This is a genomic window from Prevotella sp. OH937_COT-195 (assembly GCF_003932845.1).
Classification (GTDB): domain Bacteria; phylum Bacteroidota; class Bacteroidia; order Bacteroidales; family Bacteroidaceae; genus Prevotella.
Map to the genome: position 1 here is coordinate 1 of NZ_RQZH01000119.1, position 606 is coordinate 606.

The following is a 606-nucleotide window of genomic DNA, read 5'->3' on the forward strand; positions in this document are numbered from 1 at the left end:
GTGGTAGAAATGTTAGAAGAAGGCCAAGCAATTAGTAAAATTGCGAAAGAAGTTAATATCACAAGACAGACAATTTATAGAATTAAAAATGATAAGGGATTATCTTGATAAATAGATTGTCAATACAAATAAGCGCTTCTCACAGCGTTTAAAATCTCAAGATGAGTATTTAAATTGAGATTTTAATAAAAATACAAGAAACAGAAATGTCTATTTTACTGACTCTTATTTTATTTAATTTATAATATGATATTATTAGAACGATGTTATATAAGGCAGTTCTATATTATCAATTACTTTGAGGTAACGTTATATCAAAAAGGAGAGATACTATTGTGAAATTAAGAAAGATAAATAATTTTGATAAATTTAACGTTAAGGGAAGTTTTTATTTAACAAACGATTTGATTTCTGGAGAGTTCATTGGTGATGGAGAAAATTTTAAATTAACTTTTCATTTAGAAACTCCTCCAAATTTAGAAAAAAATATTGATAAATTATTGTTCTATACAACTGAGGGTGAGACTTTAATTTTACTAAATGGATTACAAACAAAATTCAAATTTAGTTTTCCAGGTTTTTATGAAATAGACTATGTATTCACAC

Annotated in this window: 2 protein-coding genes; both read left to right on the plus strand. The window is 25.1% G+C overall.

Features of this window, described 5'->3' with window-relative positions:
• Positions 1-108: helix-turn-helix domain-containing protein (locus EII32_RS11500; protein ID WP_148096843.1), on the plus strand; the 108-nt coding region annotated here is incomplete at its 5' end.
• Positions 109-335: 227 nt separating this feature from the next.
• A partial coding sequence (locus tag EII32_RS11505; protein ID WP_148096844.1) for a hypothetical protein occupies positions 336-606 on the plus strand: 271 nt, incomplete at its 3' end.